Origin of the sequence: Methanoregula sp. PtaB.Bin085, from assembly GCF_002067035.1 — an archaeon.
In the GTDB taxonomy this organism is placed as follows: domain Archaea; phylum Halobacteriota; class Methanomicrobia; order Methanomicrobiales; family Methanospirillaceae; genus Methanoregula.
The window spans coordinates 21,671-48,010 of record NZ_MVQB01000046.1 but is presented as its reverse complement, the minus strand read 5'-3'; the positions used below and the strand labels follow the sequence as shown (position 1 = coordinate 48,010).

The window sequence follows — 26,340 nt, the reverse complement described above, 5'->3', positions numbered from 1 at the left end:
CCAATACTATCCCCATCAGGTTTCTGCTTAATAATTTTTTCAGGTAATGCGACGCCCCCCGTTGTGTGAAAACGTCCTGTAGTTCTCCAGAAAACCGGTAAATCGCTATCCCCCCATCACTCCCGGCCCACCAGTCCCTCTGCCCATGCCCGGTTCGCCCGGAGAGCGCAGCCTCCTTCCGTCTCCGCAAGAACCTCCGGCGTTTCGCGGAGCCGGCCGAGCAGCCGGGAGCGGAGCGCTTCCGCGAGCGGAACCTTCGTGAGGTTTGCGTCGGAAAATGGCGCTGCCGGGCAGGGCTCAAGATCGCCGGACGGGCTGACGTGCACGAAGCCCCGGCCCGCGGCAAGGCACCCGCCGTACGTGTCCTCGTCGCCGGGGAAGCCGATGAAGAGCGCCGGGAATTTCCGGTTGAAGTCCGCAAGCACGACCTGCAGGGTCTTCTTCTGTTCGTGCGCCATGACGAGTCCTTCCGTCCCGTCCCGCATCGGAACGTACTCGACATACGTGAAGACCCGGACACCGGCCTTCAGCATCTCCCGGATAAACACTTCGTCCGTCACCCGCGGGAAGTTCTCCCGCGTTGTCGTGACCGAGCAGCCGAAGAAGACGTCCCGTGCCTTCAGCCGGGCAGCAGCCGCGAGGAGCCGGTCGAAAACGCCGTGGCCACGGCGCCGGTCGGTGTCCTCCCGGAATCCCTCGAAGCTGATGACCGGCACGATGTTCCGGCACCCTGCGATCGCTGTTGCCATCGCATCGTCGATCAGAAGACCGTTTGAAAAGACCGGGAAGAGTACCCGTGGATGGGCTTTTGCCAGCGCAAGGATCTCTTCCTGCCGGACGAGCGGTTCTCCGCCGGCGATCACGATGATCGATACGCCGAGCTCCGCGGCCTGGGCACCAGCGGATGCAAGGACTGCCGGGCTCATCTCCGCGGCCGGCTTCTCCCCCCTGCCATGCATGTAGCAGCCGGCGCAGGCAAGGTTGCAGCGCGAGGTGATGCTGAGGATCATGACCGGCGGGACGATGAGCCCCTGCTGCTCGTGACGTTTCCGTATCGCGGCCGCTTTCCTCTGGTGGTGGAGGATGACCGAGCCGGGAATGAGCAGCGCCGGGTCCTGCCCGATGATCCGGACAGCCTGTGCGATCGTCTCTGCTATCGTGGTGTTGAAAGTGTCGCGGTACGACGTGCCCGTCTCCACCGGTGCTGACCCGCCGGTTGTCATGCAGGACTCCTGCCAAGCCGGTGTAGCAGGGACATGACGGCAACGCCGGCCAGTGCTGCAATCAGGGTAAGGAAACTCACGGCCGAGAACCCGGACTTGATAATATACATGATGCTCACGAACCACGCAGCGGGATCGAGCCGTGCGGGGTACGTGAGGAGAAGCGCGATGACCCCGGCGTTCTCGCAGTAGTCCGCTGCCGCGGCAATCACCGGCGCAAGGTTCAGCAGGAGCCACGGGCTGCCTTCCGGGAGAAGCCGCACGAGACCCCACGAAATGCCGAGCGCGAGGAAGAGGCCGTATGTGAACGGGAAGACGAGATCGAGCGGCACGATATGCGTCAGATCGAACGCCCGGCCGGCATCGCCAAGGGCATCGAGGACTGCATACACGCTGTCCGGCCCCGTCGTGAAGGTCATGTCAAGGATCGAGGGGCCGCCCGTAATCTCCTGCAGCCTGGCAAGCCCGAACGGTTTGCCGTTGATGAGGGACAGGACGATGATCCAGAGCCCGAAGGATCCGGCAACGGCTCCGGCAGTCGCCCTCCGGCAGATTTCGCGGGAGAGCCGGCGGGGAAACGATGCGGGATCGCAGGATTCCGTCATGCATCCCCCCGCTGGCGGAGCATGTCGGCAAGGGTCACATCCGGGTGGTGGTACCGCGGCTTTCCGGCCGTTCTCCTGCCGATCTCGATCGCACCCTGCGGGCACCAGTGGATGCAGGCATAGCACTGGGTGCAGGAGTTCCCGAAGATGACGGCATCCTTCTCCACCACGATGTTCCGCGCGGGGCAGATCCGTTCGCAGGTCCGGCAGTGGTTGCACCGGCAGGTTGCGCGGAGGTGCCGGGGGGTGTTGTAGAGCGTTGTCGCAAGTGATCTCGTGATCTTCCCGCCGATCCGCAGGATCGCGGACGGGTTTCCTTCCGGCAGGCTCTGTTTACGTTCCCGGATCATTGCTGCAACAGGAGCAATACGGCCCCGTGCAGCGGCATACTTGTCCTGCCGGTGAGGAGCGTCGCCCATGAGATCGACAGGCCCGATGAAGTTCTCCGGCATGACAAAGACAAACCCGGATGCAAGGGCCTGCCCCTTCTCCTCAAGCAGCGCCTGCAGGGAGAAGAGGGCCCCGCCCGGCCGCTCGCCGCAGGTGGCAATGCCGAAGATGTACGACCTGCCGGTGAACCGGAGTTTCCGTACAAATCCCTCCACGATCTCCGGCAGGTCCAGGAAGTAGACCGGGAACGCGATCCCGACAGCGTCCGCATCGCACGCGATCTCCTGCCGGCGCATCATCTCCGGAACCGGGACGAGTTCCGAATCGCCCAGTTCCGCCGCCAGATCCCGGACAATGGCAAGGGTGTTGCCGGTGCCGGTGAAGTAATAAATAACGGTCTTCATGCTGTCCTTCCTGATCGGTTCTCTGACCATGCGTATACAATCGTATTCTTCGGGCAGATATCCACGCAGGCGCCGCAGAGGATACAGTCTGCCTGCTCCATCCGACCCTCCCGTACCATCCCGTTCACGTCAAGGCTCATGGGGCATTCCTCCGAGCATTCCATGCAGCCGGTACAGTGGTCCTTGTCTGCTTCCAGGTGCAGCGCCGGCCACCGGAAAATGTTCCGGATCTTCCGGCCGATCATCAGCATCACCGCGATCGGGCAGAAGGTATGGCAGAACCCGCGTTTGCCAAAGATCAACGTGAATAGCAGGGTGATCAGGACCGGCCCGAGGAACAGGGCGACTCCTCCCGCGGCCAGGATTGAGATGCCGTTCTGTGTCCGGTACAGGAAGTCGACTGTCTTCAGGCCGCCGGCAGACCAGATCGCTAGTGCAATGCTGCCGAAGATCCCGAGGAAGACAAGGTACTTCAGCCAGTCCAGTCTCTTCGTCCGGAGGGGCCACCTGAGGACAATATTGCAGGCTTCCTGCAGGCCCCCGGCAGGGCAGAGGTACCCGCACCAGAGCCGTCCGAGCACGAGCGAACTGATGAAGAGCAGGCAGAAGACAATGAGACCCCCGCTCACGATCCCGAGCCCCGCCGCCTCTGTGATGATCGGGCACGAGACATAGGCAAAGGTTACCGGATACAGGATGAACGAGAGGATGATGAGTGCACGCCGGGCCTGCTGCCGGGATGCCGGCATGCGTGCCGCTTCTTCCGGTATTGTGCGTTCCAAAGATTCCGGGCTCATACCATGATTTTCCTGCGGTGCCGGTCAGGCCGCTTACCGGCCCCCGATACCGTACGTAATCGCACCCTTCGGGCATATGTCGGCACAGCTGGCACACATGATACAGTCGGGATTTTCCATCTCGTTCTTCCGTACCATGCCGTTCACGTCAAGGCCCATCGGGCATTCCTTCGAGCATTTTTTGCAGTCGATGCAGCGGGATGCATCGGCAGAGAGCTGCAGCGCCGGCCAGCCCATGGCGTTACGGATCTTCCGGCCAAGGACAAGGAGGGACGCCACCGGGCAGAAGACATGGCAGAAGCCGCGCCGGCCCATCAGGTATGCAATAACGAACATGATCGTGAAGATGACGATGACCACGATCAGGGGTGCAAGGGACGTGATCGAGAGGCCGTTCTGCGTGCCGAAGAAGGGATCGATCGATCGGATCCCGCCGGCACCGATGAAGAAATACGCGAGCACGGCCAGCCAGACAACGGTTATCACGTACTTGACATTATTGCGCCAGCCTTCCTGCACGGTATTTTTGAAGACCGGTGAGCAGATCTCCTGCCATGCCCCCATCGGGCAGAACCAGCCGCACCAGAGCCGGGCGACAACGAGCGAGAGAATGAAGTTAGCAATGAAGAGGAGCATGCTGCCGGTTGCTACCCCCTGCACTGCCCCCATCATGATGACGAGCGGCGAGATATAAACAAGCGTGACCGGCAGGAGCAGGAAGGATATGATCAGGATCCATTTCCGGAGGGTCTGCCGGGACGATACGGTTTTATTTTCAGGTGTTTCTGTCATGGTAATCTCCTTCAGGGTGTTGTGCCGGATTTCTCCCCGCGCTGAGCTTTCATGTCGTCAATCGTGAGGTCCGGGTGACGGTACCGTCCCCTGCCCTTCGAGCCCCGCATGAGACTGAGCTGGATTGCCTCGGCCGGGCAGAAGTGGAGGCAGGCGCAGCAGAGCTCGCACGTCTGCTGCCAGACCGGCCGGTCCTTCTCCATCACGATGTTCTTCACCGGGCAGACCTTTGCGCAGGTGCCGCAACCGGTGCAGGTATCCTCAACGGAGAAGGACGACGACATCCCGTGAACGTTCCGTGCAAACGGCGGGTAGAGGAGGATCCTCATCAGCGAAGAGAAGGGGGAGAAGCCGGGCGGCACGGGCTGCCCCTTTTGTATCGCGACAGCAATTGCTGCAAGATCGGCATCGGCTTTCCGGAGGATCTCATCCTTCTTCTCTCCCGCCGGAGGGATCGCGAGCGGCGGGAAGTTGCCGGGCATGCTCACCGCAAATGCCGCATCGAGCTTTTTGCGGCAGCCCTGCACGAGAATGGTATTGAGCTGGTGGAGGGCGGAGACACCCATACCACCCATGGTAACAATGGCGAATGCATAGGGCACGGCCCCGATGTCCAGACGTTCCGCGAACTCCTTCACGATCACGGGAAGGCCGGCATCGTACACCGGGCAGACGATCCCGGCCCGGTCTGCTGCCGGGACGATCGTTCCCGGTGTATCTTTCAGCGATGCGATCGGCACCAGATCGCAGTCCTTCAGCGCTGCGGCAATCTTCCGTGCAGCGGCAAGCGAGTTGCCGGTGCCGGTGAAGTAATAGATGACGGTCTTCATGACGTGTCCTTCTTCTGCATCTTCAGCTCTGCAACCGTGACGTCAGGGTTGCGGTACCTTCCCCATTTCTCTGTCCTCGCCCCGGCCTGGATTGCCTTCACCGGGCAGGTGTGGATGCAGCTGCAGCAGAGCTCGCAGCGGTGCTTCCAGACCGGTTTTTTGTCCACGAGTCCGATGTTCTTCGCCGGGCAGACCTCCACGCAGGTTCCGCAGGAGATACACGCGTCGGTTACGGAGAACTTTTTGTCATCGGTGCGGGCATGGGACCTGAACCACGGGTAGATCAGCATGTACAGGATCCGGTTGATCAGCGATGACGGGAGGGCAACCTTCTCCATCCGGGATACCGATGCGGCGATTGCCGCAATTTCTTCATCCGCCTTTGCCAGGATCTCCTGCTGCTTCTGTCCCATGGGGGACTCGTACATCATGATGTAATTCCCGGGCATCATCACCCCGAAGCCTGCGTCCAGCCCCCTGCCCTTCCGCTGCCGGAGAATGCTGTCGAGCTGGCGGAGCGCAGCAGACTCCCCGCCGCCTCCATGGGTCAGGACTGCAAACAGGTACTGTGCCGATCCGGGCTCCAGCCGCTCCGCGAACGATGCCACCATCAGGGGGAGCCCGGAGAAATAGACCGGGCAGACGATGCCGATCCGTTCCGCTGCTGGCAGTACAGATCCTGCAGTGTCCTCCAGCGATGCGATCGGCACCAGCTCCGTCTCCCCCAGCGCTGCCGCGATCTTCTTTGCAGCGGCAAGGGAGTTGCCGGTGCCGGAAAAGGAATAGATGACAGTCTTCACGGGGATCCTCCTGCGGTTTTCACCGCCGCGATCATGGCATCGATCCGTGCCGGGTCCTTCATGCCATCCTTGTCGAACACGAACTCGCCGGCAACGGTCACGCCTCTCGCCCCGAGCGCCGTCCGGAGGATGGCGAGGGCGTCCTTCCCCTCCTTGCCGCAGGTGGCAAAGATGATGGCCTTCTTCCCGGCGCAGCCCTGCAGGGACGCAATGGCCGCGTTGACGGCCGGGGTTGCTTTCCCGGCCCAGATCGGGGTCCCGATGACAATCACGTCGTCGGACGTTACATCGATCCGCTCCGGTTCGATCGGGTCGCTCATCTCCTTCATTGCCCGGTAACACCCGAGGGTGTATACCGCGAGCTTCGATGAGTACTGCTTCGATTTCACTTCGACAAGCGTTCCCCCGCAGGCTGCCTGGACCTTCTCTGCCACGCCGCGGGTGTTCCCGGAATACGAGTTGTAGATAATACTGGTCTTCATGGTTTTTTCTCCTGATTCTTCCCGAGTTCCCGCGGCAGGGCCTCGCCCGCAAGGGTTCTGACAGGGTCAGCCGCTATGATCTGCCGGAGGAGCTCTCCCCCCGCATCGGGATTTCTGGTGTCCTGTGCATCGAGCGAGATCTCCGCCATGACCCGGACCCCGCGGGCTGCAAGCGCCCTGCTCAGGATTGGCAGGGCCTCGCCGGGCTGGGTAGAGCAGGTCGTGAAGATCACGGCCATCTTCCCCTCGCAGCCCCGGAGGGCCTGAACTGCCGCATTGATCGCGGGCGACGGCTTCCAGGCCCAGACGGGCGTACCGATGATCAGGAAATCATAGCCCGAGACATCGATCTCGGCCGGCTCGATGGGGTCGCAGGTGCCCGTGCGCGAGTGCAGGACACCGGTGGTGTACGCAGAGAAGGCCGTATAGGGCTCCCTTGTCTTCACCTCGATCAGGTCGCAGCCGCTCGCGTTGCGGATGCCCTCGGCAACGCTGCGGGTGATGCCGGAGTACGAGTAGAAGATCACGCAGGCACTGATGGCCCGGTCCCGGGTGCTTCTCCGGATCATCTCGCGGCTGCAGTTCGCCATCACGGTCGAGTACATCAGCTCGAAATGCTCACGGAACTCCACCATCCGCTCGCGGTTGATTGTGTAATAGATGTAAAACCCTTCACGCCGGGACTCCACGAGGCCCTCGGTCTTCAGCGTCTTTAAGTGCTGCGATACCGCGGGCTGGGAGATCTTCAGCCGGGCCGCGAGCTCTGACACGCCGAGCGTTCCGCTCGTATCAGTGGAGAGCAGGTAGATGATCTGGAGACGGGTAAGATCGCCAAGCGCCTTGAACGTAACGGCCATCCTCGGCACGATCTCGCAGAGATTGTTGCATACTTCGCACCTGGTGCAGGGGTCCATGGAATCTGTATAAGTGTTTGCTTATACACTTATATGTCTTGCGTAAAATATCCGCGGGCGGATGACGCGAAGCGTGAAAAACAGGAGATTATTTTTTTACAACGATCTTGTGCGCTGCCTTGTCAACCTTATACGATTTCGGCCGGTCGAGCAGGTCGAGCGCATTGATCTTCATGTCAATCAGCTCCTGGTAATTGAACGACTCGTTCTTCTTCTCACCCTTCTCGTCCCAGAAGACGACGATGCCATTCTCCATCTTTCTGCTGCTGATGATATCGTGCATACTGTGGGATGGGAGCGGGGGCTCATGAATATTGCGGCAGTGACAAGTGAAGAAGCTCTTCTGAGCCACAGTCTCCGGTCATAGAACCAGTGCGGTAAAAAACCAGTCACCGGATCTTCCGCATCAGGATCATTGCGTTCAGTGCCAAAAGACCGCGCACTGTTCCGAATGCCGGTACAGGCATGGTTGCGGGCACCGCGGTGATCGGCGCTAAAGTCAGCAACGGACCTGTTGGCGTGGGCGATACAACCGGGCTGACCGTTCCTCCAAGGGGACCGCACCCCATCCCGCATAAAAACCGTCAGCCATGGGAAACGGCCGGATCAGAATATTGATATGAGATTCCTGATATGGATCACATGGTGATGGTATGCGGATACGTTCAATTCTGATCGCTGGTCTCCTCATCCTGATCCTTGCCCTTGCGGCGGGATGCTCGGACACGAAGACCGCTCCTGCAGATTCAGGAAAAACCCAGCCGGCCGCGACTGCTGCGCCGGCTGCCCAGACACCCGCCGGGGTTGTCCCCTCGATCCAGGAAGCCTCCATCCAGGGCAGTGCGATTGTCGGCTGCGGACCGGGTTTTACGCCCTGCGGGAACGCGTGCGTCAACCTGAAAACCAACAGCACGAACTGCGGGTCCTGTGGAAAATCCTGCCCGGCAGACCAGCCGGTCTGTAAAGAAGGGCAATGCGGTTCCGCGTAACCCGCGAACAATTCTTTTTTCCGTACTGTCCGGCCCTCTGGTGTGAAACCGTACCGGGACGAGTCCCTCACCGGGAAACCGGCCCCCGTCGGAGCTTCCCTTCTTCGGCGGTAATCCGGCCAAGCAACATCTCCCAATCGCTAAAAGGACCATAATCCGGGAGTATATACTGCCCCGTACAGGCCCGAATTGCGCTTTGGCGGGATGTTATTTCCGGCCCGCGGAGATTCCCTTTGTGCACGGCTCCGGGCCGAAAACTCACCCGGATCCTGAAAAACACGAATCGGGCTCTTCCGGAAGAACGGGCGGCGGATACAGCCCGGATTGAATCCGGACGTTGTACGCGGTTTTTTAAAAACAGCCCGTTTGGCAATCCGGGCATTTTACAGGGGTTTCAACACCTGAGCCCGTCCTTTCACTCATCCTGATCATACTATCCACCCGGATATCCGGCTGAAGGTTCCGGTCTTTCCAATACGGGAAAACGCAATGGTTATCGCGTATCGCACCGGAGAATCCTTCACGGGTTTTCTGCGCAGAAGGAAAGTCCGGCAATCCATGAGAACAAAAAAACCGCGGTCACAGAAAAAAGTCCCACGCTTTACCATCCGGCCGTTCCGGAGAACGGATCTCGATTACGTGATCAACGGGCAGCTTGCGCTGTACGCAGAGGAGTACGGGTTCACGTCCGATATCTGGATCGCGTACCTGACCGGAGGCGTCCGCACGTTTGCAGAAAAATTCGACAGCGCACGGGACTGCATGTACATTGCCGAGCACAACCGCGTTCCCTGCGGGTGCATCGCCATCACGCATGCGGATGCAACAACAGCACAACTCCGGTTCTATTTCATGGAAAAGGACCTGCGGGGGAACGGTGCCGGCCGCCGGCTCATCAGCCGGGCAATCGGGTTCTGCCGGGATGCGAAGTACGAGCGGGTTTTCCTCTGGACATTCAGCACGCTCGATGCTGCCCGGCACCTGTACGAAGAGAAGGGGTTCCGGATCACGGACACGCATGTCAACAACGAATGGGGCGGGCAGATCCTGGAGGAGAAGTGGGAACTGGAACTGTGAGGGATGTAAATATTCCAGACCGTACACCCGTGCAATTCCACTGATAGCATTGTGGAAAGGATTCCCCCAGAAAAACCTGCGAAAAGATTTGCTGATGGGGGCTGATGCCCCCATACCCCCGGTTACGATGAACGGCCGCCGCCCCGAAGGGCGCTCCCGTGGCGGCTTCAATGAGCGGTTTTTCGGGTGCTGATAATTACCCCGGAGGGAATCGAAGATCCTGACAGCTCTTTTTCCGTCTCATTCATTTTGAATTCAAGGTCGGGTTTCGCGCTACGCACTTACCTTGATCAGGATGGTAAAAGTGATCAGCGTCCTTGCCCGGCGAGGGGTCGGCAGACCCCCGGGCGACCCCCGAAGGGGGTGAGTATGCTCTAAATTTCAGAAAAATCGGGAAAAAAGAAAATAATTGGGAGCTGTCACACCGGCTTGTAATGCCCCCACTTGCCGAGGGCTTCTTTCAGCTCTTTTGCCTTCTTCGCCTTCTCCTCGAGCGTGACACCCTCCTGCCAGGCCTCGATGGCCTGCATCGTTGCCTTCGCGCCGGCGCGGGTGCCCTTCGGGTGGCCGTGGATACCGCCTGAGACGAGCAGGACCATCTCCGGACCGTAGATGTCCATAACGTCCGGCACCAAACCCGGGTGGAGCCCGCCCGAGGAGACCGGGAACGCCGTTTTGATCTTCCCCCAGTCCTGCCCGAGCAGCATGCCCTCGACCGGCTTCGTCTTCTTCTCGCGGAGCAGGTCGGCGAGGGCAACGGATTCGCGCCGGGAGCCGGCCAGTTTCCCGACAGCGGTTCCGGTATGGATCTGGGAGACGCCGACAAGGCGCATAATCTTCGCAAGGAACTGCATCGTGATGCCGTGCTTCCTGTTCCGGGTAAAGGTCGAGTGCATGGCCCGGTGAGCGTGGATGGCAAGGCCAAGGTCCGAGCAGTAGTCCCGCATGGTCATGACCGCCGCGGTTCCCGCGACCACCACGTCGATCATGCAGTAGTTCCAGCCATTTGCCGCGAGCAGGTCCGCCCGCTTCTTCATCGTCTCCACGTCCGCGGTGATGTTCAGGAACGCGGACTTGACCTCGCCCGTCTCCTTCTCCGCCTTCTCGCGGAGCTTCGTCATGAACTTCACGCGGTCGTCGAAACGGTTGAAGGTGGTGGAGGTCAGGTTCTCGTCATCCTTGACGAAATCGAACCCGCCCATCCAGGTCTCGTACCCGATCTCCGCGTGCTCCTTTGCCGTAAACCCGATCTTGGGCTTGGGCACGGCACCGGTCAATGGCCGGCCGCGGACCTTCATCATCTTCCGGATTCCCTCGTTGCCGAAGTGCGGGCCTTTGAAATGCTTCAGGTAGGCCGGTGGCAGCGAGGCATCGATGAGCCGGAGGTTCCGGACCGCTTTCATGCCGAAGATGTTGCCGGCGATCCCGCTCATCAGCTGGACGGCGTTGCCCTCCTCCCAGAGCTCGATCGGGTAGGCGATCTTCGCCACGTTCCCCTCGATATCGAACGCAGTGGCCTGCAGCGCCTTCATCCGCGGCGGCATTTTAAAAAGCGTGGTCCAGGTCCCGGTCGAGCTCTCGGACGCAACCCGGCCGGCCGCTTCCTTCCCGCTCACGCCCGCGGCAGGTTCGAAATAGAAGAGGCAGACGATATCGTCCTTTGCCGGTTCGTACTTCAGGTCAACGAATTCCTTGTACCAGTCGATTGCCATAATGTTCCTGTACCAGTAAACGCCGGGGAGGGTAAAAAGGTACACGGTATGGCGGCCCTCTGCCGCCGTACGCGTGCCGGAATGAACGGGGAATATCATCCGTTTCCGGTACAACGACAGGGATTGCGCCGGTCTCTTATCACAAAGATATAATCCTGTGCTGCAGAATACTAGAAAGAACCCGGGGCATCACGGAACCTGTCCAAAAAGTACGGGTATCGTTTTTCGTAAAACCTGGAGCACTCCCGATGGCTGCACGGAACCAGCGCACACATTCAAAAAAACCATCCGGACACACGGTCCGGCGAAAAGCTCCGGCAGAGAAGATCCCGGTCTCCCTGGTTTTCGACAGCCTTCCGGACGCAACCTTTGCCATTGACCGGGAAGGCACGGTTACGGCATGGAACCGGGCCATGGAGAAGAGCACCGGTATCATGGCTGCTGATATTGTCGGGAAAGGCGACTACGAGTACGCGCTCCCGTTCTACGGCAGGAAACGCCCGCTGCTCATCGATCTCCTTGACGAACCCGATGAAAAGATTCTGGCGTGGGGGTATACCTCGCTGCGGAGGAAGGGCGATGCCCTCATGGCCGAGAACCCGACCATCAATCCCGACAATACCAGGAGAGTTCTCTGGGGGCTCGCCGCGCCGGTCTTCGATGGGAACGGGAACCGCATCGGCGCCGTCCAGTCCATCGCCGATGTCACCCGCCGCTGGGAACGCGAGACCGCCCTTGGGAATTCCGTCCAGAAATTCCGGGAGATTCTCGACAATATCGGCACGGCGACCGTCATCATTGAAGAGGATGACATCATCTCGTTTGTCAACCCCGAGTTCGGGCGGATGCTCGGGTACGTGCGGGAGGAGATCGAGGGCCGGAAGAAATGGATGGAGTTCGTTATCCCGGACGATGTCCGGTTCCTGCAGAAGCATGCAAGGATAGACTCCTTGAAAAGCGACGGCCCGGCCCGCTACGAGGCGCGGATCATCCGCTGGGACGGCGATGTCAGGAACGCGCTGTTAACCATCACACAAATCCCCGGAACCCTGAAACTGGTTGTCACAATCCTCGATATCACCGACAAGATCCGGGCTGAAACCGCTGTCCAGACCGCAAACAGGAAACTGAATTTCCTGAACCAGATCATCCGTCACGATATCCTCAACCAGCTCACGGTGCTGAAAGGAACCCTCGACCTGGCCCGGGCCCGGAACACTGACCCGGCCCTGCAGGAGGAACTCGACCGGGAAATGGCTGCGACGAACGCCATCCAGGCCCTCATCACCTTCACGCGGGATTACCAGGATATCGGTATCGAGCCGCCCGAATGGCAGGATGTCCGGCAGTCGGTGATGAACGCCTGCAGGTGGATCCGGCTCGGTGATGTTGCCGTGACCGTCGGGATAGAAGGCGTTGAGATCTATGCAGACCGCCTCTTATCAAGCGTCTTCCTGCACCTGATCGAGAATGCGATACAGCACGGCAGGAGGACCACAAAAGTCCGGATCTACTGCCAGGAATCCTTCGAGGAACTCCACATTATCTGCGAGGACGACGGCATCGGCGTCCCCCGGGACGTCAAGGAGAAGATTTTCATACGCAAGTTTTTCAACAGGACCGGGCTTGAGCTGTATCTCGCGCGGGAGATTCTCTCCATCACCGGCATTGCTATCCGCGAGACCGGGACGTACGGCGAAGGGGCCTGTTTTGAGATCCGCGTGCCAAAAGGCGCGTACCGGTTCGTGACTGCGCAGCAGTGATCAGCCGTCCGGTTACCCGGGAAGAGACGGATGCCGGCCCGGGCCGGATAATAACGGCCGGATCATGCAGAACATTGCAGCAGAATCAAAAAACGGGAAGGATGCCCGTGCACCTCAGAAAAGAGCGGGAAAGGTCGCACCTTCGGAGTACTGGAAGAGGTACCACGACAGAAGGGCGATGAATACGGACGAGCAGGCAAGGATGAGCAGGATGGTTTTCTGCCTGTCCCCTGCCGGCATCGATGCCCATTGCCGTTTCCGGATACCGGCGAGGAACCCGATGATAAGACCGGTCCCGGTGCCGGCGAGCACACCGAGCGAGAGTATCATGAGGATATCAAAGGGGGTTGCTTCCATACGAATGCTCCAGTCCGGGTTTTCTGTAATCCGATATAAAGTGTTGCGGCCTTCGGGAATGGTACCGGTGCTGCCGCTTAACGGTACCTGCTGTTCCTGCACGCGAGAGCGATGAAAACTGTGAGGAGCGCTCCTGCAAGTGCCGGGAGAAGTCCCGAAGCACGGGTTGGAGCAGGCGCCGTGGTTGCCGGGGCGGTTGTCGCGGGAAGCGGTTCGAGGGCAACATCGACCGGCACCCGCAGGCCGGATGCAGGAGTCACCTGCCGGGTTGCAGCAGCATACCCGTCCTTTTCCAGCGTGATCGTATGGCTGCCTGCCGTGATATTCTCAAGGATCAGGGGCGTGAAGCCGGCGGCTGCCCCGTCGACAAGAACCCGGGCGCCGGCGGGAGTCGAGTTCACGAAGAACGATCCGGTCTCAGGGCCGAGTTTTGCCGTCACCTCGGAGACCGCACCGCCCTGCACGGTGACCTGAGCAGACGAGGTGCGGTACCCCGGGAGAGAGAATGCAACCATGTACGTCCCGGGCCGGAGGCTCCCGAGCCGCAGGGGCGTCTTCCCGCGGCTCTCACCATTGACCGTTACCGAAGCCCCGTCCGGGTCCGATTTCAGATCCATACTACCGGTCCCCCCGGGAGTATCGACCGTGATGGAGGGTTTCCCGAGCGTCACGGAGATGGTCTTGTAGTCGGCAGAGGCCAAGCGGGAACGGTCGTTTGGCGCGTCAACGACCCAGATCGTGTAGGTCCCTTCATCGAGCCGGCCGTTGATCGATCCCGTGTGCCACCTGTAATTCCAGCGATCGTCACCGTCCACGCTCACTTTCGTGAAATACCCCCGGTCGGCCCGCTTTGATACATCCTGCAGGGTTACGCCGTTCTCCGGCAGGTTGGGCCCGGTCAGGAAGATGTAGACGAACGGCGATGACGTGCAGGTGCCGGACAGGACAACCTCGTCACCCATGGTTGTCCGGATACCCGCGCCAATGTTCGCGCAGCAGGACGGCACGAGGAGTACCGCAGCCAGCATCGCGATGATAATAACGGTTTTTAACAGCGGCATCTGTCTTGACGGTATGTTGATCGTTCATGCTCATGGATGTTTCTGGCGGTATCTGCCCCGGGAAAGGAGAAGAACGCGAAGGTTCTTCGATTTCATGAGGCCGGACAGGTCTGAATGAAAAGAAGAGCGCGAAGCGTTCTTCGATGTTCCGGGAACCGGATGCCATCTCTGGTGTGCATGGGGTACGCTCCATGAGCAACGGCTTTTTCAGGATCACCGGTTCCCGTGCGGGATAATAAACGCGCCGGATACCCGGGGTTACCATCTGAACTTCCCGGTTCACCCCCCATCAGGCAACGATCACAGAACCACAGGTCTTTGAAAATATTCCCTGAAACCAGTTTTTTCAGCAGATGAAACTCGGGAATATATTTATGTCATATATCGCGAATCTATTGACTGCCAGTGTGCCCGGCAGGAGAGACCCCCCGTGATAACCGTGTTGTATGTCGACGACGAACCCGTGATGCTGGACACCTTCACAATCTTTCTTGAACGGGACCCGGAGTTCCGGGTCATTCCTGTACTATCGGCAAAAGCCGCACTCAGGGTCCTGGAGACCGGCGGGGTCGATGCAATCGTCTCCGATTACGAGATGCCGGAGATGGACGGGATCGCGTTCCTCAAGGTTGTCCGGGAGAAATATCCCCGGCTCCCGTTCATCATCTTCACCGGCAAGGGCCGGGAGGAGATCGTGATCGAGTCCCTCAACAACGGGGCCGATTATTACGTCCGCAAGGGCGGGGACCCGCGGGCCCAGTTCGCCGAGCTTGCGTCAAAGGTGCGGCACGCCGTCGACCTGCGCGAGAGCCAGGCCAGGGTCGCAAGGCTCAACCGGCTGTACCTCGTCCTGAGCCGGATCAGCGAGGCGATCGTCCGGATCCATGACCGGCGGACTCTCATGGAGGAGGTCTGCAAGATCGCCGTGCACGAGGGAGGGTTTATCCGTGCCTGGATCGGTTTTGAGGATCCCCAGACTCATGCGGTGACTGCCATGGTTGCGAGCGGCACCCTCGACGGCTTTTTCACCGATGTCCGCGAATCGGCCGAGCCCCTCCCGGAAGGCACCGGCCTCACCATCACGGCAATCCGGCAGGCACAGCAGTCGGTCAGCAACGACATCCCTGCCGATCCCCTGATGACCAGCTGGCTGAACGATTCGCAGGCTCACGGGTACCGCGCAGCAGCTTCATTCCCGCTGACTGCCTGCAGGAAGAGCAAGGGGGCGATGACATTCTTTTCACAGTACACGGGCTTTTTCACAGAGGCCGAGATCGACCTCCTGCATGAGATCTGCGAGGATATATCGTACGCCATCGAGATGCTCGACCTGGAGGCAACCCGCCTGCGGATCCAGAGCGAGCTCGAACAGTCCCGGCGCCAGCTCGTCAATATCATCAATTTCCTGCCGGAACCCACCTTTGCCATTGATCAGGCCGGCACCGTCATCATCTGGAACCAGGCAATGGAACTCATGACCGGGATCGATGCCGGGCAGGTCCTTGGAAAGGGGAACTATGAACATTCCCTCCACATTCTCGGCACGCGCAGGCCGGCCCTTCTCGACATGCTCACGCAATCCGACGAGAGCCTTGCCCGGCACGGGTACACGTCTATTGCCCGGAACCACCGCACGCTGAAAGCCGAGATCACGGCGGCGAACGTCCGCGGAGCCCCGGCCGTGCTCCGGCTGACCGCTTCCCCGCTCTATGACGAGAAGGGTCAGCTTGCCGGTGCCATCGAATCGGTTCAGAATATTACCCGGATCAAAAAAGCCGAGGAGGAGGTTTTGGAGAACCGCGAAAAATACCACCTGCTGCTCGAGAATGTAAGCGACTCTGTCATTGTCCATGCCATCGACGGCGACAACCCGGGACGGCTCCTTGAGGTGAACGACCGCGCCTGCCAGATGGTCGGGTATTCCCATGACGAACTCCTTGCCCTGTCGTTTGCAGACCTCTGCATTCCCGAAGAGGAACAGCACATCGCCCAGGCAATCCGCGATCTCCGCCGGTTCCGGCATACGGTCTTCGAAACGCAGCTTGTCGCAAAGGACGGGCGGCGGGTCGCGGTCGAGATCAGCGCGCTGATGCTGGATGTCAGGGAAAAACCGGTTGTTCTTTCGATCATCCGGGAGATACCCCGGAACAGTTATTCAGAGCATGCCAGCGTCATTGTCTGACCTGCAGGCCCGGTATTTTTATAGTTTTTTGGACCATGAACCTGCAATGGCAGAACCAATAAAAATATATTTGCATTAAATAATACGACTAAGAGAGGATGTGATACATGAAGCCTCAGAACGTTATGTATTTCACTGAAAAAGAGAAGGAATTTGTCAGCCTGCTCATCGATATCGGGACACGGAAGAATGTCGCGCAGGTGCTCGTCTTCCTTGCGAACGCAGCGGAAGCAACCTCCCGGGACATCGAACGCGGGACAGATCTCCGCCAGCCGGAGGTCAGCCTCGCCATGCAGTACCTCATCGGGCAGGACTGGATCAGGATCCGGGAGAACAAGGCAGAAGGCAAGGGACGCCCGGTCAAGATCTACTCGCTGGCAAAACCGATCGACAAGATCATGAACAGCATTGAGAAAGAGAAGAAAGAGCAGGCAAGGCAGCAGCTGGCCCGCGTACAGAAACTCAGGGAATACATCCGGTAACGGGCATACCGCCCTCCTTTTTTTTCAAGGGTTTTGCATGGTTATTGCAAGGACCCCGCTTCCTTCATATCCCGCCAGTGCTTAATCACGTACTGAACAGTCATGCCGGATGGAAATGCCCAGAAAACCGCGCTCTTCATCGCTATCCTGGCCGGTTTTATCACCCCCTTCGACCTCTCTGCCGTGAACATTGCACTCCCGTCCCTTGCCGGCGAATTTTCGATGGATGCCCTGCAGATGGGATGGGTCTCGACTGCCTACCTGCTCGCGTCGGCTGTTTTCCTCGTCCCCTTCGGCCGCATCGCTGATATCCACGGGCGCAGGAAGGTCTTTTTTGCCGGGCTCGCCATCTTCACGTCCGCATCGTTCCTGATGATCTTCGCCCCGTCGGGCCTGGCAGTCATCCTGCTCCGGGTGCTGCAGGGGTTCGGGAGCGCGATGATCTTCGGCACCGCAATCGCCATCCTCACGTCCGTCACCCCTCCCGATCACCGGGGCAGGGTGCTTGGGATCTACACCACCTCGGTCTATCTCGGCCTTTCCATGGGGCCGTTCCTCGGGGGATTCCTGACCGGCACCTTCGGGTGGCGGAGCATCTTCTTTGTGAACATCCCCCTTGGACTGCTGGCCCTTGCCATGATCTGGCTGTACCTCGAGGGCGAATGGGCGGACTGCAGGGGCGAGCGGTTCGATCTCGGGGGCGCGATCCAGTACGGCCTGACCCTCACCTGCGTCATGTACGGCTTCTCCCTGCTGCCGGATCGCGAAGGCTTCATCCTGCTCGTTGCGGGAACGGTGATGCTCGTGGTCTTCATCGCCCGTGAGTTCCGGATCAGCTATCCCCTCTGGAATGTCCGGTTGTTTTCGGGCAACCGCGTCTTCCTCTTCTCCAACCTTGCCGCGCTGATCAACTACGGGGCGACGTTTTCCGTTACGTTCTTTCTGAGCCTCTACTTCCAGTACACGATGGGTTTCTCACCCGAGCAGGCCGGTACTATCCTCGTGGTCCAGCCGGTGGTCATGGCCTGCGTCTCCCCGCTTGCCGGGCGGCTGTCGGACCGGATCGCCCCGGGGAAGATCGCGTCGGCAGGCATGGCCCTGTCCGCCCTTGCCCTCGTCCTTCTCACGTTTGCTGAAAACGACACGTCCCTTCTTCACTTTATCGGCATCCTCGTCATCTTCGGGATCGGCCTTGGGATCTTCTCGTCCCCCAATACGAACGCCGTGATGAGCTCGGTGGATCGGTGCAGTTACGGCGTGGCCTCCGGCACGCTCGGGACTATGCGCCTGGCCGGGCAGATGCTCTCCATGGGTATCGCCATGATGATGCTTGCGGTCTATATCGGGAACGTTCAGATATCGCCGGACGTGTATCCCGCGTTCATCACCGCGATGAAGGCATCGATGGCAATCTTCGCTGCCATGTGCATCGCGGGGATCTTCTTCTCGCTGGTACGGTACGGGAAACGACCGGACAGCGGCGCCTGCCCGCCGTAAGGCGGTCTCATTCCGGCGAAACGAACCGGAGGCCGACAATTCCGGCAACGATCAGGAGGATACAGAGCAGCCGTGCAGTATCCCGGGATTCCCCGAGGATCAGCATGCCGGCAAGAACAGTTCCGGCCGCCCCGATCCCGGTCCAGACCGTATAGGCAGTGCCGACCGGCAGGTCCTCAAGAGCTTTTGAGAGAAGGAAGAAACTGCCGGCCATGAGGACAACGGTCAGGAGGGACGGCCAGAAGCGTGTCCAGCCTTCGGTATATTTCAGACCGATCGCCCATCCGGTCTCCATGAGCCCGGCGATGATGAGGAGTATCCATGCGCTGGCAGCCATTGCTTCTCCGGACTGTTGGGGATACCGGCTCATATGGATTCCGACTCCGGGGATGACGGTTATATTACGGAGCATCCAATACCCTCAGTGATGCGTTCATGAGCGAATCGTACGAGGACCGGGAACTGAAGATGGAGAAGAACCGGCTCGAGGCCCTGACCGACGGCATCTTCGCCTTTGCCATGACCCTCCTGGTCACGAGCCTGATCCTGCCCCGTTCAGCCGTGGTCAGCGATACCGCTGCCCAAGCCCTTGTCAGCCTCCTGCCGGATTTTTACCACTACATCATCGCCTTCTTCGTCCTTGCGGCATTCTGGATGTCACACCATATCCAGTTCAGCAATCTCCGTTACATCGACAAGCCATTTCTCTTTCTGAACATCATCGGCCTCTTCTTCGTTACCCTCATCGCGTTCACCACGAGTTTCATCGGGGATTACGATAACGATATCACGGCTACCGTCACCTTCGAGGCAAGCCTCCTCATCCTGGGGGTTATTATTGCCATCCAGTGGGCATATGCCACGTGGAACCGCCGGCTGGTCCCTCCCGATTTTCCCGAACACCGGATACGATACGGTATTGTGAGAAATCTCGTGGTCCCGTCGGTCTCTTTTGCCGCGATTGTCCTTGCCCTCCTGGGATTTCACAACACGACGATGATGTACATGCTCCTTCCGCCGGTGTCGTATGCGGTTGACCGGTGGGTGAAGAGACAGGCTTTGTAAGGTTCTCAAAAAAGAAGAGTCCAAGTATCTGCTCAGGGGTCGTGACCTGACGCAGGTGCCTGCATGTTCCCGAACACAATCCATCAGGGAGCGATATCCAGGCTCCCGCCCGGAGCAAGGACCGTCACCCTGATGTCGGTCGTCCGTTCAACCGCCTTCTTCAGAGCAAAGGGATCGGCCGCGATCTTCTCCCACGTGTTGTAATGGATGGGGATGACGGTTTTTGCCCCGATGAAGTTTGCCGCCATCATCGCCTCGGCAACGCCCATGGTGTACCGTCCCCCGATGGGGAGGAGCGCCACGTCCGGGTGGTACAGCTCACCGATCAGTTTCATGTCGGAGAAGAGGCCGGTGTCCCCGGCGTGATATACCTTCACGCCGTCCAACCCGATCACGAACCCCGCTGCGGATCCTCCGGCAAATCCCGGGCCTGCCTCCTCGATGAAGGATGAATGGAGGGCGGGCGTCATCGTGAACGAGACGCCTTCAATCGTCATCGTCCCCCCGATATTCATCCCCTCAGCCGGGATCCCTTTCGATTTCATGTATTTTGCAATCTCGGTGATCGCCACGGTCTTTTTCCTGAGCGCAACCGCCTCGCCCATGTGGTCGTCGTGCCCGTGGGTGACCGCAACGATGTCCGGGTTCGTGTCAAGGACGCTCCCCCCTTCGATGAAGGGATCGATGAGTACTTTTTTCGATCCGCTGAGAAGGACGCAGGAATGGCCAAGCCAGGTGAGTTGCATATATGCAGATCGGGGTTGTGGGGGATGAAATTTTTGGAAAAAGAGATCACAGAAAAGGGGTCAGAAAATCCATGATACGGGGATCAGGAGATAGGGTATACGATCTGATGACGGGGGCTGATGCCCCCGTACTCCCGTCAGGACAGGTGCCGCCGCCCCCGCGGGGGCGCTCCCGCGGCGGCCTTCAATGAGCGTTTTTTTCGGAACCTGCTCCGGCCCCGCAGTGGCTTGAAGAACCTGAAAGGTTCTTCTCGCGTCCAATCCCTGTGGGATTCGACGCCGCGGAGAGGCCCTGAGGCGGGGAGCCCTCATTATTATCTATCCGGTCGCCAAGTGAATTTCATTGTTCAGAAGTAAACATTATTGGCTCGTCTCCGTTTCTGCAGAGCCAGTCTCATAATTAATAAAAAGCGCCGGAGAGCGCGAGAACCGTCAGTGAAAAATGGGGGCGGATTTTCGGGGTAAGGGCGTGCCCTTACGTCACGTCTATGAGTTCAGCTTCTGTGATATCGATCGAATCGCCAAGGCTGTTGTCAGTGGCGCTCCGGGTCATCTGCTCGGAGAGGTCGCGGTCTTCCATGACGTCGCGGATGCGGTCGATGTAGGGATCGATTGTCGGGTCTTCCTGCTCCTCGATCACGTGCCGGTACTCGCGGAGGGTCGAGGGGCTGACGCCGAGTTCCTCGGACACTTCCTTCATGGTCTTGCCGGACGTGAGGAGATCTTCCATCTGGCTCTTGTCAAAGGGCATCTTGAAATCAAGCTCGCGGAAGAGCTTGAGCCTGACCCGGGCCCGTGCAACCGTCTTTGACAACTTCTCGTCACCCAGTTCGCGGGCGATCTCGGTATCGTTCTTTCCCGCGTAGAACGAGGTGACGAGCTTTGCAAGCTGGATCGGTTTCAACGAAGTCTTGAAGATTCCCTGTTCGGTGATCTCCCGCATAACGAGAGCGACCTCGCGTTCGATCGCATCACTGTCTCGTAAGGTGCCATGGATGTTCTTCATCGGTTCGACAATCTTTGTCTTCCCCGACATGGCACTGAAGAGTTTCAGAAGCTGTGCCTTTCGTTTGTCTTCGGTCATTGATGGTTTACCCCGTCTTGGGATTAGGATATACAATACTTCGTCTACTATTTAATGCTATCTTTATGCCTCGTTTGACCAAAAGACCTTTAATACGGTGTTTAAAGGCTTGTGGTTGGCGTGTATTTTTTTGGGCAGATCCGATCACTTTTTCTGCATTTTTTGTACTTGGAGGCAGCTGGTTCCATGAAGCTGACGGATACCAGGAAACCGGTCTTCCATCAAGAGAGCGATGAGAGTCTTTTTGTCGATGAGCCGCACACCATTAGTACCACATTGATCTGTGATCACCATGAGCGATGTTTTTGAGAACGTGATGGAGCTTGCAAAACGCCGGGGTTTTATCTGGCCGACCTCCGAGTGCTACGGCGCCGTTGCCGGCTTCATCGACTACGGGCCGCTGGGCGCAATGATGAAGCGGCGGATCGAGGATATCTGGAGGGAGTTCTACGTGATCCGGGAAGGGTACTACGAGATCGAATGCCCCACGATTGCCCAGGAGGCCGTGTTCATCGCCTCCGGTCACGTTGCCGGTTTCGCCGACAAGATGTGCCAGTGCCCCCACTGCAGCGAGTACCTGCGTGCCGACCATGTTGCCGAAGCCGGCGGGATCCGGAACGCCTCGACCATGAAAAACGATGAGCTTGCGGCTGCTCTTGCAACCTGCACCTGCCCGGCCTGCGGGAAGGTGCTCTGGAAGGTTGAGGTATTCCAGTTCAACCTGATGTTCAAAACATCCATCGGCCCCGGTTCCCAGCGGACCGGCTACCTCCGCCCCGAGACGGCGCAGGGGATGTTTGTCGACTTCGCCCGCCTCCTCCGCTTCTACCGCGACAAGCTCCCGTTCGGTGCAGTCCAGATCGGCAAGTCCTACCGCAACGAGATCTCGCCCCGGCAGGGCATGATCCGGCTCCGGGAGTTCACGCAGGCCGAGGCCGAGATCTTTGTCCACCCGGCCGAGAAAAACCGGCACCCGAGGTTTGCCCGGTACGCGGGGTACAGCATGCCGCTCCTCACGTATGTCCAGCAGCAGCAGTGCGGGGAAGCGGTTACCATGACCATGCAGGAAGCCGTGGAGAAGGGTGTGATCGCGAACCAGTACCTCGCCTACTACGTTGCCCTCACTCACGAGATGCTGGTCTCTATCGGCATCCGGCCGGAGAAGCTCCGTTTCCGCCAGCACCTCCCGGACGAGCGGGCACATTACGCTACCGACTGCTGGGATGCCGAGATCCACTCCGGCCGCTTCGGCTGGGTCGAGACCGTCGGCCTTGCCGACCGGACGGATTATGACCTGAACGCCCACGCAAAACAGAGCGGCACGCCAATGACGGTCTTCATCCAGTACGACGAGCCGAGGAAGGTCCCGCGCCGGCGGATCATCCCGAACATGAGCGTGCTCGGGAAGCAGTACCGCCAGAAGGCGAAGGCGATCTTCGCCGAACTTGAGACGGCGGTACCGACAAAGGACGGCGCCGATGTTGTGGTCGATGGTGAGAAGATCCATATCCCGGCGGATCTCTTCGAGGTCCGGGACGAGATCGTGGACGTCCGTGGCGAGGACATCGTCCCGCACGTGGTCGAGCCCTCGTATGGCATCGACCGGATGTGCTATGCCGTGCTCGAGCAGGCGTACGACGAGGACATCGCGGACGGCGAGAAGCGGGTCGTGATGCGCCTCTCCCCGAAAGTTGCCCCGGTACAGGTCGCAGTCTTCCCCTTAATGACCCGCGACAATCTCGATACCATCGCGCTGGATATCACCCACGCGTTCCACACAAAAGGCATCCAGGCAGAATACGACGACAGCGGGGCCATCGGCCGGCGCTACCGCCGGCAGGACGAGATCGGCACGCCGTTCGCGGTTACCGTGGACTATGATACCAAAGAGAACAACACGGTGACCCTCCGCGACCGGGATTCGATGAAGCAGGTGCGGGTGCCGGTTGCGGACCTGCCGGAGATTGTGGCGGGGCTGGTTGCCGGCAGCACGAAGTTTGCTGAGTTGAAGTAATTTTTTTTCATGGATCAATGATGGGGGCTGATGCCCCCATACCCCCGGTTACGATGGACTGCCGCCGCCCCGAAGGGCGCCCCGCGGCGGCTTCAATTACCGTGTAAATTCCTGATAACGGTAATCGGCCCGCGCAATAGTGAGGACGGCTCATATACCATTTTTCATGGAACCTGCTCCTGCCCCGCCGTGCCCCGCGAGGGGCCCTGAGGCTGGGAGGCATCGTTACGGGGTTTGGGGCGGAGCCCCATCATCTCTTACGGGCAACAACCCGGGAACGGACAACTTTCACCCCACGCCCAACTTCTTATTATTATCAGCAACCAAACCTCTCACCAATCAGATGCCCTCCATCAGCCACCCCCTGATAAAACCCGACACCCTCGAGTCCCGCGAGTACCAGCTCTCCATCGCAATGAAGGCGCTGGACGCCAACACGATGGTGATCCTGCCCACGGGCCTTGGCAAGACCGCGGTCGCCCTGCTCGTTGCCGCATCCCGGCTCTACAACGAGAAAGGCAAGGTGCTGATGCTCGCCCCGACAAAACCGCTCGTGGAGCAGCACCTCCGGTATTTCGAAAAATACCTTGTACTGAAACCGGCAGGGGGGCAGGCTGGGGAGCCGTCCGGTGAACCGGCAGCGTCGCCCTTCGTTATGTTCACCGGCGACGCTCCCCCTGCCGAGCGGACAGCAGACTGGAACCGGGCCACCGTGATCCTCGCAACACCGCAGGTCATCAAGAACGATGTCATCGCCGGACGGTATACCCTCGCCGATGTCACGCTGATGGTGGTGGACGAGTGCCATCGGGCTGTGGGGAACTATGCCTATGTCTTCCTTGCCCAGAGGTATCTCGCCTCAGCGGACAAACCGCTCCTCCTCGCGATGACCGCATCGCCGGGCGGGATGCAGGAGAAGGTGCAGGAGGTCTGTGCCAACCTCGGGATCCAGCACGTGGAGACCCGGACCGAGAACGACCCGGATGTCCGCCCGTACGTCTTCGAGCGGGAGCTCGAATACATCGACATTGAGCTCCCGCCGGAACTGAAATCCGCGATCGCGGTCATCAACGGCCTCATCGAGAACCGGCTCGGGCTGCTCGCATCGCTCCACTTCACGGTACCGAAACGCGAGAAGCTGACGATGAAGGCGCTGAACGCGATCAATGCCCAGATCCAGCAGCGGATCCAGAACCGCGATCCTGCCGGCTACCAGGCGGCATCGGTCTATGCCGAGTGCATGAAGCTGAAGCACGCGGTCACGCTCGCGGAATCGCAGGGCAGCGGGGTTCTGAAAGGGTACCTCGCGAAACTGTATGCTGAAGGAACTTCTGCCGGCGGGAGCAGGGCGAGCCAGCGGCTCGCGGCCGACCCGTCCTTCCGCGAACTCTTCGAGCGCTCGGTGGAATGGACAAAGGAACTGCACCCGAAGGCAGAGATCGCACTCGGGCTCGTGCGCGAACAGCTCGAAGCCCATCCCGACAGCCGGATCATTCTCTTCGCCACGTACCGGGATACCGTGCAGCTGCTCGTGGATTATCTCACGGCACACGGGATTCCCTGCGAGCGGTTTGTCGGGCAGGCAGCAAAGGACAGCGAAAAGGGACTTACGCAGAAGAAGCAGATCGCCGCCCTCGGCCGATTCCGTGGCGGGGAGTTCCGGGTGCTCATCGCGACATCGGTTGGCGAAGAAGGGCTCGATGTCCCGTCGACCGACATGGTGATCTTCTACGAGGCCGTGCCCTCCGAGATCCGCTCCATCCAGCGCAAGGGGAGGACCGGGCGGCACGGGGCCGGCCGCGTGGTTGTGCTTGTCACGAAAGGCACTTCCGACGAGGTATTCCGCCATGTCAGCACGACAAAAGAGAAGATGATGCACAGGAGCATGCGGACGCTCAACACGGCGCTGGCATCGCCGCGCGAGACCCCGCTGGTCACGGAGCAGGCAGCCATTGAGGAGTTCACCCCGCAGGGCCCGCGGATCGTGATCGACGACCGCGAGACCTCGTCAAAGGTCGTGGAGGTGTTATCCGGCATGGGCGCCGCCATCCGGCTCAAGCGGCTCCCGTTCGGTGATTACGCCATCGGCGACCGGATCCTCGTGGAGCGCAAGACCGCCCGCGACTTCGTGGACACGCTCGTCAACCGCGATCTCCTCGGGCAGGTGAAGGCGATGGCCGACGCGGCTATCCGCCCGGTGTTGATTGTCGAAGGCGGCGACCTGTACACGCAACGGGACATCCACCCGAACGCGATCCGGGGCGTGCTCGCCGCGCTGACGGTCGACATGGGCGTGTCGGTCCTCTTCACCCGCGACGAGCAGGACACGGCGCAGATGCTCTTCACCATCGCAAAAAGGGAGGAGGGCGAACGGGGCGAGCGCAAGGCCCACCCGCACAAGACACACCGCTCGGTCCGCGAGGACCAGGAGTATATTATCTCGGCATTCCCGGAGATCGGGATGAAGAACGCCCGGCTTTTGTTATCTCACTTTGGTTCCATTCAGGGGATAGCGAATGCTTCCTTCGAGGAACTGGTGGCGATCCACGGGATTGGGGAGAAGACTGCGCAGCGGGTATATGAGGTGTGCAGGGCGAAGTACGGGTGATTTTCCGGGATGGTTCCGGTTTTTCCTAGGAGGTTCGTTGATACTGACGGGGGCTGATGCCCCCGTACCCCCTTTGTGATGCCTGCCGCCGCCCCCGCGGGGGCGCTCCCGCGGCGACCTCAATTACCGTACATTCTCACGTGTACGATACCCGGTATCTGCCCAGCGAGGGGGCGACGAGCCCCCCGAGCGACCCCCGAAGGGGGAGGGGATGCTCACAACGCTTCAGAACGGCTAGGCCCGGTAATTCATTTTACCAGCCATAAGCGGGGAGGCAGCCAGAACCCCCCCACCCAATCTGAAAAAAATTTCAATCGACCCCTCACCCCCCGCTCGAAAATTTTCACTCACGATCCAATCGATCGACCGGATCCCCCACGCCGGAGAAAGAAAAAAGTTGTAAAGTACGCCCTTAGTGAGTCAAGTACGTACCCGGCAATCAAGAGAGTACTTTACAACTTTTTTC

At 59.7% G+C, this 26,340-nt stretch carries 25 protein-coding genes; 9 read left to right on the top strand and 16 right to left on the bottom strand.

Annotation, left to right across the window (positions count from 1 at the left end):
• Positions 1–116: 116 nt before the first annotated feature.
• The 10 genes from A4E33_RS09960 to A4E33_RS09915 form a co-directional block, all read right to left on the bottom strand.
• Complete coding sequence (locus A4E33_RS09960; RefSeq protein ID WP_292347747.1) at positions 117–1,223, bottom strand: radical SAM/SPASM domain-containing protein; 1,107 nt, start codon at positions 1,221–1,223, stop codon at positions 117–119.
• Positions 1,220–1,828: a hypothetical protein gene (locus A4E33_RS09955; protein ID WP_292347746.1), complete on the bottom strand. Its 609-nt coding sequence runs from the start codon at positions 1,826–1,828 to the stop codon at positions 1,220–1,222. The genes A4E33_RS09960 and A4E33_RS09955 overlap by 4 nt, the downstream gene beginning before the upstream one ends.
• Positions 1,825–2,622: an EFR1 family ferrodoxin gene (locus A4E33_RS09950; protein WP_292347744.1), complete on the bottom strand. Its 798-nt coding sequence runs from the start codon at positions 2,620–2,622 to the stop codon at positions 1,825–1,827. Before A4E33_RS09950 ends, A4E33_RS09955 begins: the two co-directional genes overlap by 4 nt.
• The gene (locus tag A4E33_RS09945) at positions 2,619–3,419 is read right to left on the bottom strand and encodes a 4Fe-4S binding protein (RefSeq protein ID WP_292347743.1); all 801 of its coding nucleotides are present in this window, start codon (positions 3,417–3,419) and stop codon (positions 2,619–2,621) included. Before A4E33_RS09945 ends, A4E33_RS09950 begins: the two co-directional genes overlap by 4 nt.
• Positions 3,420–3,452: 33 nt before the next feature.
• Entirely contained in the window at positions 3,453–4,211 is a 759-nt protein-coding gene (locus tag A4E33_RS09940; RefSeq protein WP_292347742.1) for a 4Fe-4S binding protein, read from the bottom strand.
• A gap of 11 nt (positions 4,212–4,222) precedes the next feature.
• Complete coding sequence (locus A4E33_RS09935) at positions 4,223–5,041, bottom strand: EFR1 family ferrodoxin (protein ID WP_292347741.1); 819 nt, start codon at positions 5,039–5,041, stop codon at positions 4,223–4,225.
• Positions 5,038–5,841, bottom strand: coding sequence for an EFR1 family ferrodoxin (locus A4E33_RS09930; RefSeq protein ID WP_292347739.1), 804 nt, complete (start codon positions 5,839–5,841; stop codon positions 5,038–5,040). Before A4E33_RS09930 ends, A4E33_RS09935 begins: the two co-directional genes overlap by 4 nt.
• On the bottom strand, positions 5,838–6,323 hold the full coding sequence (locus tag A4E33_RS09925; RefSeq protein WP_292347737.1) for a flavodoxin: 486 nt from the start codon (positions 6,321–6,323) through the stop codon (positions 5,838–5,840). The genes A4E33_RS09930 and A4E33_RS09925 overlap by 4 nt, the downstream gene beginning before the upstream one ends.
• The gene (locus tag A4E33_RS09920) at positions 6,320–7,237 is read right to left on the bottom strand and encodes a metalloregulator ArsR/SmtB family transcription factor (protein WP_292347735.1); all 918 of its coding nucleotides are present in this window, start codon (positions 7,235–7,237) and stop codon (positions 6,320–6,322) included. The genes A4E33_RS09925 and A4E33_RS09920 overlap by 4 nt, the downstream gene beginning before the upstream one ends.
• Before the next feature lie 88 nt (positions 7,238–7,325).
• A complete protein-coding gene (locus A4E33_RS09915; protein WP_292347733.1) occupies positions 7,326–7,520 on the bottom strand; it encodes a hypothetical protein in 195 nt (64 codons plus the stop codon).
• Between the two features lie 370 nt (positions 7,521–7,890).
• Here A4E33_RS09915 and A4E33_RS09910 point away from each other — a divergent pair, with 370 nt between their 5' ends.
• Both A4E33_RS09910 and A4E33_RS09905 read left to right on the top strand, forming a co-directional pair.
• Positions 7,891–8,226: a hypothetical protein gene (locus tag A4E33_RS09910; RefSeq protein ID WP_292347732.1), complete on the top strand. Its 336-nt coding sequence runs from the start codon at positions 7,891–7,893 to the stop codon at positions 8,224–8,226.
• Positions 8,227–8,784: 558 nt separating this feature from the next.
• A complete protein-coding gene (locus tag A4E33_RS09905) occupies positions 8,785–9,303 on the top strand; it encodes a GNAT family N-acetyltransferase (RefSeq protein ID WP_292347729.1) in 519 nt (172 codons plus the stop codon).
• Between the two features lie 419 nt (positions 9,304–9,722).
• Here the strand turns inward: A4E33_RS09905 and rbcL are convergent, their stop codons facing one another.
• Complete coding sequence (rbcL, locus tag A4E33_RS09900) at positions 9,723–11,015, bottom strand: type III ribulose-bisphosphate carboxylase (RefSeq protein ID WP_292347727.1); 1,293 nt, start codon at positions 11,013–11,015, stop codon at positions 9,723–9,725.
• Positions 11,016–11,263: 248 nt separating this feature from the next.
• On the opposite strand from rbcL, the gene A4E33_RS09895 reads away from it, so the two are divergent.
• Positions 11,264–12,778, top strand: coding sequence for a PAS domain S-box protein (locus A4E33_RS09895; protein ID WP_292347726.1), 1,515 nt, complete (start codon positions 11,264–11,266; stop codon positions 12,776–12,778).
• 114 nt (positions 12,779–12,892) lie between these two features.
• Here A4E33_RS09895 and A4E33_RS09890 read toward each other — a convergent pair whose 3' ends face one another.
• Together A4E33_RS09890 and A4E33_RS09885 are read right to left on the bottom strand one after the other, a co-directional pair.
• Entirely contained in the window at positions 12,893–13,135 is a 243-nt protein-coding gene (locus tag A4E33_RS09890; protein ID WP_292347724.1) for a hypothetical protein, read from the bottom strand.
• Positions 13,136–13,212: 77 nt separating this feature from the next.
• Positions 13,213–14,196 carry a PEGA domain-containing protein gene (locus tag A4E33_RS09885; RefSeq protein ID WP_292347722.1) on the bottom strand — a complete coding sequence of 328 codons (984 nt, stop codon included), beginning with the start codon at positions 14,194–14,196 and terminating at the stop codon, positions 13,213–13,215.
• A gap of 430 nt (positions 14,197–14,626) precedes the next feature.
• Here A4E33_RS09885 and A4E33_RS09880 point away from each other — a divergent pair, with 430 nt between their 5' ends.
• The 3 genes from A4E33_RS09880 (at position 14,627) to A4E33_RS09870 (ending at position 18,357) form a co-directional block, all read left to right on the top strand.
• On the top strand, positions 14,627–16,378 hold the full coding sequence (locus A4E33_RS09880; RefSeq protein ID WP_292347720.1) for a PAS domain S-box protein: 1,752 nt from the start codon (positions 14,627–14,629) through the stop codon (positions 16,376–16,378).
• Positions 16,379–16,485: 107 nt separating this feature from the next.
• A complete protein-coding gene (locus A4E33_RS09875) occupies positions 16,486–16,860 on the top strand; it encodes an ArsR family transcriptional regulator (RefSeq protein WP_292347718.1) in 375 nt (124 codons plus the stop codon).
• A gap of 102 nt (positions 16,861–16,962) precedes the next feature.
• Entirely contained in the window at positions 16,963–18,357 is a 1,395-nt protein-coding gene (locus A4E33_RS09870) for an MFS transporter (protein ID WP_292347717.1), read from the top strand.
• A gap of 7 nt (positions 18,358–18,364) precedes the next feature.
• Here A4E33_RS09870 and A4E33_RS09865 read toward each other — a convergent pair whose 3' ends face one another.
• Positions 18,365–18,694, bottom strand: a complete 330-nt coding sequence (locus tag A4E33_RS09865; RefSeq protein ID WP_292347715.1) for a multidrug efflux SMR transporter — start codon at positions 18,692–18,694, stop codon at positions 18,365–18,367.
• Positions 18,695–18,792: 98 nt separating this feature from the next.
• Between A4E33_RS09865 and A4E33_RS09860 the strand changes: the two genes are divergently transcribed.
• On the top strand, positions 18,793–19,422 hold the full coding sequence (locus tag A4E33_RS09860) for a TMEM175 family protein (protein WP_292347713.1): 630 nt from the start codon (positions 18,793–18,795) through the stop codon (positions 19,420–19,422).
• A gap of 83 nt (positions 19,423–19,505) precedes the next feature.
• On the opposite strand, the gene A4E33_RS09855 is transcribed toward A4E33_RS09860, so the two are convergent.
• Positions 19,506–20,168, bottom strand: coding sequence for a metal-dependent hydrolase (locus tag A4E33_RS09855; protein ID WP_292347711.1), 663 nt, complete (start codon positions 20,166–20,168; stop codon positions 19,506–19,508).
• Positions 20,169–20,643: 475 nt separating this feature from the next.
• Positions 20,644–21,252 (bottom strand): response regulator receiver protein, encoded by a 609-nt coding sequence (locus A4E33_RS09850; protein WP_292347709.1) that lies wholly within the window; start codon positions 21,250–21,252, stop codon positions 20,644–20,646.
• A gap of 292 nt (positions 21,253–21,544) precedes the next feature.
• On the opposite strand from A4E33_RS09850, the gene glyS reads away from it, so the two are divergent.
• Both glyS and A4E33_RS09840 read left to right on the top strand, forming a co-directional pair.
• Positions 21,545–23,266 (top strand): glycine--tRNA ligase, encoded by a 1,722-nt coding sequence (gene glyS / locus A4E33_RS09845; RefSeq protein WP_292347707.1) that lies wholly within the window; start codon positions 21,545–21,547, stop codon positions 23,264–23,266.
• 343 nt (positions 23,267–23,609) lie between these two features.
• A complete protein-coding gene (locus tag A4E33_RS09840) occupies positions 23,610–25,874 on the top strand; it encodes a DEAD/DEAH box helicase (RefSeq protein WP_292347705.1) in 2,265 nt (754 codons plus the stop codon).
• Positions 25,875–26,340: the final 466 nt, after the last annotated feature.